This window comes from uncultured Corynebacterium sp., from assembly GCF_902782855.1.
GTDB lineage: Bacteria > Actinomycetota > Actinomycetes > Mycobacteriales > Mycobacteriaceae > Corynebacterium.
In genome coordinates, this window is the sequence record NZ_CACZOO010000336.1 from 1 (window position 1) to 9504 (window position 9504).

Sequence of the window (9504 nt, forward strand, 5' to 3'; positions counted from 1 at the left end):
ACATGTAGGCCGCTCCGGGTTCTCCCGCTCTGTCATTCTCCCCCCGCAGTTCCGGCAGTTCCCGCACCTGCCGCCGGGGCCACGCACCGCCCGCGACATCTCCTGTTCCGGAGACGACGCGGGCGTCGTCATATCCGTGGTGACCTGCACAGACAATGAATTGATCAGGTACCTGTTGACTTTGTCAGGTACCTGCGTATGATGTTGATAGTCAGGTACCTACACAACTCAAGGAGAGATCATGACTGACATCAGCGACAACACCACCGGTACCACCGGCAGCGCCACCGATGGCACCACCAACGGCACCGGAGCAGGCACCACCGACCTCGCGGCACAGGCCGCGGAACTCTTCGTCCTCCTCCGCATCGCCGACCGGGACCAGCACCGCGGCCACGGCCCCCGGGAAGGTCGCGGCGGCCACAGTGAACACGGTGAACACGGGGGACGGGACGGACGGGGTGGACGCGGTGGACGCGGTGGACGCGAGGGGTTCCGCGGCGCGATCCGTTCCGGCCAAGGTCGGGTGCTCGGCATCCTCGCCCTGCAGTCCCCGCTTCCCCAGAAGAACCTCGCGTTCATGCTCGGCGTCCGGCCCCAGTCGCTCAGTGAGCTGGTCGCCAAACTCGAGGCAGGAGGACTGGTCACCCGGGAGCGCGATGTGAACGACCGACGGTCCTTCCTCATCGACCTCACCGAGGCCGGGCGTGAAGCCGCCACCGAGATCGACGCGTCCACCGGCGCCGACCCCTTCGACGTGCTCACTGACGAGGAGCAGGAGACGTGGTCCGGGCTCACGGCGAAGGTGACCGAGGCACTGGCGGAGAAGTTCCCGGAGGTCGGCGAACGGGCCCGGCACCTCCGCGAGGCCGGACGTGACTTCGGACCGGGCTTCGGATCCCGGTCCGGCCCCGGGCCGCACGGTGGACCGCACGGGCACGACGGTCCCCACGGAGGCCCGCGCGGCCACCGGGGTCCGCGCCCCGAGGACCCCGAGTTCCACGACACCGACGACGACTGCGGTCCGAGCAGAGGTCGGGGCCGGGAACGAGGCCGGGGACGTCGCCCCGAACGTTTCGACAGGTTCGGCGGCTCCGAGGAATTCCGCTGGTTCGGCGGCTTCGGTCGGGGCATGAACCCCGGCTTCGCCTGACCGGGCGACGCCCGCAACAGAGCCTGGTCTGCCGTGGTATGCCGTGGTCCGGATTCTGGTCCGGAAACGTCATTTCCGGTCTGTTCGTGTCGTCTCCGGTCATTTACGTGAACCTGGCGGAAAGGGGCTCTGACATGGAAAACCCCCGCTCACCATGATGGTGAACGGGGGTGATCGTGGAGCCGCCGGGAATTGAACCCGGGTCCTTCGCGACCTCGCCAGGGCTTCTCCGTGCGCAGTCCGCTCTATCCCTGCTCGGCTCTCCGGGTCACGCGAACCTGCCCGGACGATGAGCCCAGCCACCCTGAGGTGTCCCTGACGGCCCGGATGACGGGGCCGCCAGGTAAGTTCCCGAAACGATGCCGGTGACCGGAGGGGGAACAGGCCCCGGGCCGACAGACACGCTTCGCTGGATTAGGCAGCGAGAGCGTAGTCGCGCTGAGTGTTCTCGGCGCTTAATTGGTTGCTGCGACGCTTGCGGTGGTCTCTAGCCTGCACCGGCACGCTTCCCCTGGCTCAATGCACGAAGTCGAAACCTGATCGACCCCTCACGACCCACCGGTCAACCGGAGGGTCCGCATCCCCTGCCGCCGGAAAGCTCGGTCAACGGCAGGATCTACAGCCTATAACGTCACCGGACCCGGTTTCAATTCCCGATCCGGGCACCGCCCCGCCCCGGGTCTCAGGCGTTGATGCCCTTGATACGGCGCCCCAGCTCACGGGTGACCTCGCGCTCCTCGGTGCGACGCTTGATGTCCTGCCGCTTGTCGTAGTCCTGCTTACCGGTGGCCAGCGCAAGCTCGACCTTGGCGCGTCCCCCCGAGAAGTAGATCTGCAGCGGCACGAGGGTGTTCTTACCGTCACGGACCTTACCCATGATCGAGTCGATCTCGCCGCGGTGCATGAGCAGCTTACGGGTCCGCCTCGGGGCGTGGTTGGTCCACGTGCCGTGGGTGTACTCGGGAATGTGCAGGCCGCGCAGCCAGATCTCGCCGTCGTCGACGGTCGCGAAGGCGTCCACCAGGGACGCCTTGCCCTCGCGCAGTGACTTCACCTCGGTGCCCACCAGCGCCAGTCCGGCCTCGTAGGTCTCGAGGATCCTGAAGTTGTGCCGGGCCTTCCGGTTCGTCGCGACAACCAGCGGCCCGCCGCCCTTGCGCCCGGGTGTCCCCTTACCGGCCTTCTTCGCGGCCGACTTCCCTGCGCCCTTGCCGGAATCCACCGGCGTACTCTTCTTCGCCATAACCCGGGTAATCCTACCCGGTCACGACTATTTCTTCACGTACCAGCGCAGCGTCACCTGCGCGGTCACCGCGGCAACGAGGAGGCCACCGAGCACGACCACCGGCGCGATGGCCCAGATGTCGGCGGTGTTGATCCGGGCGATGAGGTGCGAATCGTAGAGGGACTTCAACGCCTTGTCGAGAATGAGCCCCTTACCCGCGAACATGCCGACGACCGCCAGCACCGAACCGAGCAGCGCAGCGAAGACCGCCTCGATGACGAAGGGCGCCTGCGTGTACCAGCGGGTCGCGCCGACCATTCGCATGATGGAGACCTCGGTACGGCGCTGGAACGCCGCCATCTGCACCATGTTCATGATCAGCAGGATCGCGGCGATACCCTGGACAACCGCGAGAATGAAGCTGGCGTTGCGGATCGAATCGAGGTTCCGGGTCGCACCGCGGAGGTCATCACCCTGGTCGACGACGGTCGCCACACCGGGCATGTCGCGGACCTCGTCGATGGCGGAGGTGTCCAGCGGGTCCACGAGCCGCACGTGCAGCGCCGCGGGGAAGGCGTCCGGACTCGTCTGGGCGACGAGCTGCGGATCAGAATCCTTGAACAGTTCCACGAACCGTTCGAAGCTCTGCTGCTTGTTGCGGAAGGTGACCGCCTCGACCTCGTCATTGTCTTCGAGCTTCTGCTTGACCGCCGCACAGACCTGACCGGAGCAGTCGGTGTCCGAGACGGAGGTGGCGTCGTCGAGCTGGACCATCACCTCGATGCGGTCGAGGTAGATCTCCTTGGTGTCCGAGGTCATGTTGGTCAACAGGATGCCGGTGGCGACCAGAGCCAGAGAGATCGCCGTGGTGATGATCATGGCCACGGTAATCGTGACATTGCGTCGGAAGCCGTCAAAGGCCTCCTTCAGGATGAATCGGAGTTGCACTGTTCCCTTCCTCCCCTATCGTCCCACGCCGTAGACGCCGTGCGCGTCGTCACGGACGAGCTTTCCCTTGGACAGTTCGAGGACGCGGCGACGCATCGAGTCCACCGCCGCATTGTCGTGGGTGGACATGACCACCGTGGTGCCGTTGCGGTTGATACGGCTGAGCAGTCCCATGATCTCGGCGGAGGTGTCCGGGTCGAGGTTGCCGGTCGGCTCATCGGCGAGCAGGACCAGCGGACGGTTCACCACGGCACGGGCGATGGCGACGCGCTGCTGCTCACCGCCGGAGAGTTCATTGGGCAGCCGGTTCTCCTTACCGGACAGTCCGACGAGGTCGAGGGCCCGGGCGACGGCGGTGTCGGTCTCCTGCCTGTCCTTGCCGATGACCTGCATCGCGAAAGCGATGTTGTCGGAGACACTCTTCTTCGGCAGGAGACGGAAGTCCTGGAAGACATAGCCGATGCGCTGACGCAGTTTCGGCACCTCACGCGGTTTGAGGTTGTTGACGTGATAGTCGGCGACGTGGATGTCGCCGGAGTCCGGGTCCTCCTCCCGGATCATGAGTTCCAGGAATGTCGACTTGCCGGAACCCGACGGGCCGATGAGGAACACGAACTCGCCTTTGTCGATGCTGACCGAGACATCCTTCAGCGCGGGGCGGCCGGACCCGCGGTACGCCTTGCTGACCTTCTCGAAAGTGATCACGGGGCCACCCTACCTGCTCATGTGTGACCGGTGAAAGAGATGTGACCGGTGTGATATCGCGAATAGGCACCGTTCCCGTGCATCAGCGAACGACCGTTGATACTCTGCAGAAATGTCTGACAATGATACGCCGACGCCCACAGAAATACCGCTGAATTCAGCAGAGAACCTCAGCCATGATGCCGGGCCGCCGGAACCCCCGTCACCACCGGATCACATCGCCTCCGGCGACCGGCGGACGCCGGGTCTGCTCGGCGTCATCGAGCGAACGGGCAATCTGCTGCCCAACCCCTTCTGGCTCTTCATCTGCCTCGGCGGCGTCGTCCTCGTCCTCAGCTGGATCGGCTCCCTCATCGGTATGCAAGCCACCGACCCCCAGACCGGCGAGACCGTAGAGGTCGTCAACCTTCTGAGCGCCGACGGTCTCAGGGAGATCATCACCGGCGCCGTCGACAACTTCACCGGCTTCCCGCCCCTGGGCGTCATCATCACCGTCATGCTGGGCGTCTCCGTGGCCGAGCACTCCGGCCTGATCTCCGCGGCCGTCCGGTCCGTCGTCGCCCGCACCGGCCCCAAGACCCTCACCTTCGTCGTCGCCCTGACCGCCATCACCGGCTCGGTCGCCTCCGACGCCATCTTCGTCATCATGATCCCGCTGGGCGCGATGGCCTTCAACGCCCTCGGCCGTTCCCCCGTCGTCGGCGCCGTGGTCGCCTTCGCCGGGTCCGCCGCCGGATTCGACGCCTCCCTGCTGCTCAACATCACCGATGTGCTGCTGTCCGGTATCTCCACCTCCGCCGCCCAGATCGTGGACGCAGACTACGAGGTCAACCCGCTGTCGAACTACTATTTCGTCATCGGCTCGTCGATCGTCCTCGCCGGCATCATCACCGTCGTCACCGAGTTCTTCATGGACCGGAAAATCCACCAGATCGTCAACCACGACGAGGTCGACTACTCCTCCGTCGCCTTCACCGACGACGACGGCAACGTGATCAAGGACCTGACCCTCCACCCCGGTGAGCTGCGCGCCCTGCGGCTCACCGGTATCGCTTTCGTCCTCTGCCTCGCCGCCTACTTCGCACTGCTGTTCATCGGCGGCTCCCCACTCCAGGGCGAAGGCGGGTCTGTCATGGACAGCCCGCTGATCACCAGCATCGCCGTACCCATCGCCGTCATCTTCTTCATCCTCGGCGTGGTCTACGGACTGTCGAGGAAGACGATCACCAGGTCCACCGACATCCCGGTCTTCATGGAGCGCGGCCTGGAGTCCATGCTGCCGATCCTGGTGCTCTTCTTCGTCGTCGCCCAGTTCGTCGCCTGGTTCACGGCATCCAACATCGGTGTGTGGGTCTCCGTCAAGGGTGCTGACCTGCTGGAGAGCTGGAACCTGCCGACGGTGGTCCTGCTCGGCGGCTTCGTGGTCATGGTCGCCCTGATCAACATGCTCATCACCTCCGGCTCGGCGCAGTGGGCGCTGATGGCGCCCATCGTCGTGCCGATGATGATGTACCTCGGCATCTCCCCCGAGGTCACCCAGATGCTCTACCGCATCGGTGATTCCGCCACCGCGGTCGTCACACCGATGAACCCCTACTTCGCGATGGCCTTCGCCTTCGTCCTGCGCTACTACAGGAAAGCAGGACTGGGCACCGTCATGTCGATGATGATCCCCTACTGCCTGACCATCCTCGTCGGCTGGTTCCTCTTCTTCGTGCTCTGGTGGTCATTGGGGATCCCGCTGGGGCCGGGCGCTCCGATGGAGTACCCGGCGTAGGGGGTCAGGACCCTCAGATGATGTCGCGGCGCCGGTAGCCGACCAGCCCGACCACCATCAGTGCCAGGGCGACGATCCCCACCACGGTCAGACCCGTCCAGGTTGCTCCGTCGGAGCTGATGGTCGGGATGTGGTGGAAGGGACTGATGCCCAGCACCCAGTCCGGCAGCCTGAAGGTCGGGCCGAGCAGCGTCAGACCGAAGGACGCGACCACACCGATCCAGGCCGCGATGGCGACCTGTGGCCTGGCGCCGATGACGAGGACGGACACACCCACGACAGCCCAGATCGCCGGCACGGTCACCAGGGCCTGCAGGAGAGTTTCACCGAAGGTGACGCCGTTGTCCCCGTTCGCCACGAACAGGCCGACCACCGCACCGGCGAGCAGGATCAGTACTCCTGTCACCAGCAACGCCGTGCCGACCGGGGCGAGGAACATCCGGACCCGGGGCAGCGGGGTGGCGAGCAGCGGTTCGACCCGGAACTCCTCTTCCTCGGTCCGGAGGCGGTTCATGATCTGCACACCCGGGACGGACGCGATGATTCCGGCGAGGCTGAGCATCATCGTCAGGAAGGACCGGGTCATCAGGGCCGGATCAGTGGCGCCACCGGTGAAGACCTCGGCGAAACCGCCGCCCCCGCTGAGCAGGTCCTCCACCGAATCCGACATGTAGCCGAAGACCACGCCGAGTACGAGGAACATGACCGCCCACACCGAGATGACGCCACGGTGCAGCCGCCAGGTCAGCATCCACGGGCCCCGGATCAACCCGTGGTCCGGGCCGGGACTGGTCGCGACGACACCCTGACCGAAGTCACGGCTGCCGTGCAGCCGGAAAGCCACAAGGCACAGAACGACGGCGAGGACTACAGCTGACAGCAGCGGCCACCACCGGGCGTCATCCTCGCCGGCACGTGTCTCCGACAGCCATCCGAGCGGGTTCACCCAGGAGGTCCAGGCCGGGGCATCCAGTGCATCGAGTGCGCCACGCAGCAGGAACAGCGCCGCCAGGGCACCGATGCCGAGGTTGTTGGCGAGGTGAGAATCCGAGGCGAGCTGCGCGGACACCGCCGCCCAGGCGCCGAACATCCAGCCCGCAGCAGTGAAGGTCGCGCCCATGAGCAGAGCTGTCCCCCAGCTCGCACCGCACAGTCCGGTGACCACACCTGCGACGACGCCGACGGTGAGGCTGGCGAGCGTGGCCAGCCCCATGGGGGCCATGAGCCGGGCGCCACGTCCGAGGACGCCGGACGCCAGCAGCTCCGCCTGCCCCGAATCCTCCTGGGCGCGGGTCGCACGGGTGACGGCGAGGACGATGCCGAGTGCGGTGAGGAATCCACCGAGAGTCAGACCACGCCAGACGGTGAAGCCGTCGATGGTGGTGAGGTCACCGGCGGTGCCGAAGATCAGGGTGAGCGCCGGGTTCGAGCCGATCGACGAAGCGAGCACCATCTTGTCTTCCTCGCTGGAGAAGAGCCAGCCGAAGATCACCGGGGTGGACGCCGAGACGAAGGTGACGATGAAAATCCAGGGCGCCAGGAGACGTCCGTCGTACCTGAGAAGGGCCTTGAACAGGCCACCGGTACCGGTGAGAGTACCCGTGGCGGGCTGCGCGGCAGGCCGTGTGGTGGTGGCCATCAGGCAACCCCTTCGGCTGCGGCGTTCTTGCCGTCATCTCCGTAGAGATCGAGGAACAGGGTCTCCAGTGACGGCGGCTCCACACTCAGCGCAGTGATCCCGCGGGAGGCCAGCGCGGTCATGACGTCCCCGAGTTCGGACGGATCGACGGTGCCGGTGAGGTGGTTGCCGTCAACACGGATGTCGTGGAGTCCGGTGATGACGGAGTCCGGGATGGAGTCCGGGATGGAGTCCAGGGTCGCACGGACGGTGGTCCGGGCGTCCCCCCGCAGCTCGTCAAGGGTTCCGGTGCTGACCATGTGACCGTCGCGGATGATGCTCAGCCTGTCGGCGAGGTTCTCGACCTCGGCGAGAATGTGGCTGGACAGCAGTACCGTGACGCCCCGACCCACGGCGGCCGCGACCTCCTCCTGGAAGACGTTCTCCATCAAGGGGTCGAGACCGCTGGTGGGCTCGTCAAGGATGAGCAGTTCGGCGTCCGAGGCCAGAGCGGCGACGAGGGCGACCTTCTGCCGGTTACCCTTCGAGTACTGGCGGCCCTTCTTGGTGGGGTCGAGCTCGAACCGGTCCAGCAGGTGGGCGCGGCGCGTGTCGTCGAGCCCGCCGCGCAGGGATCCGAGCAGGTCGATGGCCTCGCCGCCGCTCATGCCGGGCCACAGGGTGACGTCGCCGGGGACGTAGGCGAGGCGCCGGTGCAGTTCGATGGTGTCCGTCCACGGGTCGCCGCCGAGCAGGCGGACGCTGCCGCCGTTGGACTTGAGCAGTCCCAGCAGGACGCGGATCGTGGTGGACTTGCCGGCACCGTTGGGGCCGAGGAAGCCGTGGACCTCGCCGCGTTCGACGGTGAGGTCGAGATTGTCGAGTGCCTGGAACTTCCCGAAGAACTTGTCGAGGCCCCGAACTGCGATTGCGGGGTTTCCGTTGACGGGGTCTGATGACGACACGGGATGCCTTCTCTGTCGGGTGCATTGTCCGGTGTTCGCGGCCCGGGACAGGCCGATATAACCTGTCCGGTAGCATACATCAAATTCCCCACATGAGGAGTTGTGGAAGTCATGGCAGGTCAGAGTGGAAACGCGCGTCGGCCCGGGCGCCGCACGGGAGACTCAGGCACCCGGGAGACCATCCTCGCCACAGCGTTGGAGATGTTCGCCGAGCGCGGCTTCGCGGCGACCTCTGTCCGGGCCATCGCGAAACAGGCCGAGGTGGACCCGGCACTGGTCCGCCACTTCTTCGGGACGAAGCAGGAACTGTTCACCACCGCCGTCATCGACCGCAGTGAGATCGCGGGCCGCCTGACCGAGGCCTTAGACGGCCCAACGGAACGCATCGGCGAACGCCTGGTACGCACCTATTTCGGAATGTGGGAGAATCCCGACACCGGTCAGGTCATGCGCACCCTGTTCCGCTCGGCGGTCTCCGACGAGGATCTCGCCCCCCTTTTCGTCCGGACGATGCTCGCAAACCTCCAGGACCGCACATCCGACACGGAGACCTCAGCCAGGCTCACCCGGATGCCGCTGATCGCCCCGCAGATCCTCGGCGTTGCCGTGTGCCGGTACGTCCTGCGCATCCCGGGCATCGCCGACGCCCCCCTCGAAGACCTGGTTTACCGGCTCGCCCCGCAGGTCCAGAAGGAACTGGTGGGGTGAAGGCCGGCCCGGTCACACCGACCGGTACTGCTGACGTCCCTTCCGGTCCCGGACGGCGACACCTGCCGCGCGGAGTTTCTCCAGCGCCGCGTCCGCCTCGCCGTCCTTCTTGTCGGACAGGGCGCGGCGGCGGGTGCGGAGCAGGTCATCGACTGCTTCGTCCTTGCGTCCGTCCCGGTCGACCCAGTCGGTGAAGTCGGCGGCGAAGGGGTCTGCGTCCGCCAGCGGCGGGTAACCGTGAGCCTCCAGCGCGGCACGCAGCCCCGGGATCATCTCGTCCTCGATGCCGCCGCGGTAGACTTCGGCACCGTCATTGAGCACCACCAGCTCCTTTTCGGACGCCACGAGCAGCGTCAACTTGTCGCGGGAGAGGAACCTGTCATCACCCTTGTGGTGCAGGGTGAT

8 protein-coding genes, 1 other RNA gene and 1 pseudogene are annotated in these 9504 nt (G+C 66.1%); 3 read left to right on the forward strand and 7 right to left on the reverse strand.

The genetic code is table 11. The features are described from left to right. Positions 1-241 precede the first annotated feature (241 nt). Complete coding sequence (locus tag QZV72_RS13645) at positions 242-1153, forward strand: MarR family winged helix-turn-helix transcriptional regulator (RefSeq protein ID WP_297009192.1); 912 nt, start codon at positions 242-244, stop codon at positions 1151-1153. A 174-nt stretch (positions 1154-1327) separates the two neighbouring features. On the opposite strand, the gene ssrA is transcribed toward QZV72_RS13645, so the two are convergent. The 4 genes from ssrA to ftsE all read right to left on the reverse strand — a co-directional run bounded on the left by ssrA (position 1328) and on the right by ftsE (position 4031). Then, positions 1328-1701, reverse strand: a transfer-messenger RNA (tmRNA) gene (ssrA, locus tag QZV72_RS13650). A 134-nt stretch (positions 1702-1835) separates the two neighbouring features. Then, positions 1836-2396 (reverse strand): SsrA-binding protein SmpB, encoded by a 561-nt coding sequence (gene smpB, locus QZV72_RS13655; protein WP_297009193.1) that lies wholly within the window; start codon positions 2394-2396, stop codon positions 1836-1838. A 27-nt stretch (positions 2397-2423) separates the two neighbouring features. Next, positions 2424-3326, reverse strand: coding sequence for a permease-like cell division protein FtsX (gene ftsX / locus QZV72_RS13660; RefSeq protein ID WP_297009194.1), 903 nt, complete (start codon positions 3324-3326; stop codon positions 2424-2426). 15 nt (positions 3327-3341) lie between these two features. Further along, positions 3342-4031 (reverse strand): cell division ATP-binding protein FtsE, encoded by a 690-nt coding sequence (ftsE, locus tag QZV72_RS13665; RefSeq protein WP_297009196.1) that lies wholly within the window; start codon positions 4029-4031, stop codon positions 3342-3344. 112 nt (positions 4032-4143) lie between these two features. Here ftsE and QZV72_RS13670 point away from each other — a divergent pair, with 112 nt between their 5' ends. Next, the gene (locus tag QZV72_RS13670) at positions 4144-5808 is read left to right on the forward strand and encodes an AbgT family transporter (protein ID WP_297009197.1); all 1665 of its coding nucleotides are present in this window, start codon (positions 4144-4146) and stop codon (positions 5806-5808) included. Positions 5809-5821: 13 nt separating this feature from the next. On the opposite strand, the gene QZV72_RS13675 is transcribed toward QZV72_RS13670, so the two are convergent. Continuing rightward, complete coding sequence (locus QZV72_RS13675; protein ID WP_297009199.1) at positions 5822-7447, reverse strand: ABC transporter permease; 1626 nt, start codon at positions 7445-7447, stop codon at positions 5822-5824. Continuing rightward, entirely contained in the window at positions 7447-8391 is a 945-nt protein-coding gene (locus QZV72_RS13680) for an ABC transporter ATP-binding protein (protein ID WP_297009201.1), read from the reverse strand. Before QZV72_RS13680 ends, QZV72_RS13675 begins: the two co-directional genes overlap by 1 nt. Positions 8392-8502: 111 nt before the next feature. On the opposite strand from QZV72_RS13680, the gene QZV72_RS13685 reads away from it, so the two are divergent. Continuing rightward, entirely contained in the window at positions 8503-9099 is a 597-nt protein-coding gene (locus tag QZV72_RS13685) for a TetR/AcrR family transcriptional regulator (RefSeq protein WP_297009202.1), read from the forward strand. A gap of 12 nt (positions 9100-9111) precedes the next feature. Here the strand turns inward: QZV72_RS13685 and QZV72_RS13690 are convergent. Continuing rightward, positions 9112-9504, reverse strand: a pseudogene (locus tag QZV72_RS13690) (hypothetical protein); the annotation flags it as partial.

Bases quoted from the DNA above. Each gene is read 5' to 3' on its own strand.
- QZV72_RS13675 (WP_297009199.1), bottom strand. From the start codon at position 7,447: ATGGCCACCACCACACGGCCTGCCGCGCAGCCCGCCACGGGTACTCTC.
- smpB (WP_297009193.1), bottom strand. From the start codon at position 2,396: ATGGCGAAGAAGAGTACGCCGGTGGATTCCGGCAAGGGCGCAGGGAAG.
- QZV72_RS13670 (WP_297009197.1), top strand. From the start codon at position 4,144: ATGTCTGACAATGATACGCCGACGCCCACAGAAATACCGCTGAATTCA.
- QZV72_RS13685 (WP_297009202.1), top strand. From the start codon at position 8,503: ATGGCAGGTCAGAGTGGAAACGCGCGTCGGCCCGGGCGCCGCACGGGA.
- QZV72_RS13645 (WP_297009192.1), top strand. From the start codon at position 242: ATGACTGACATCAGCGACAACACCACCGGTACCACCGGCAGCGCCACC.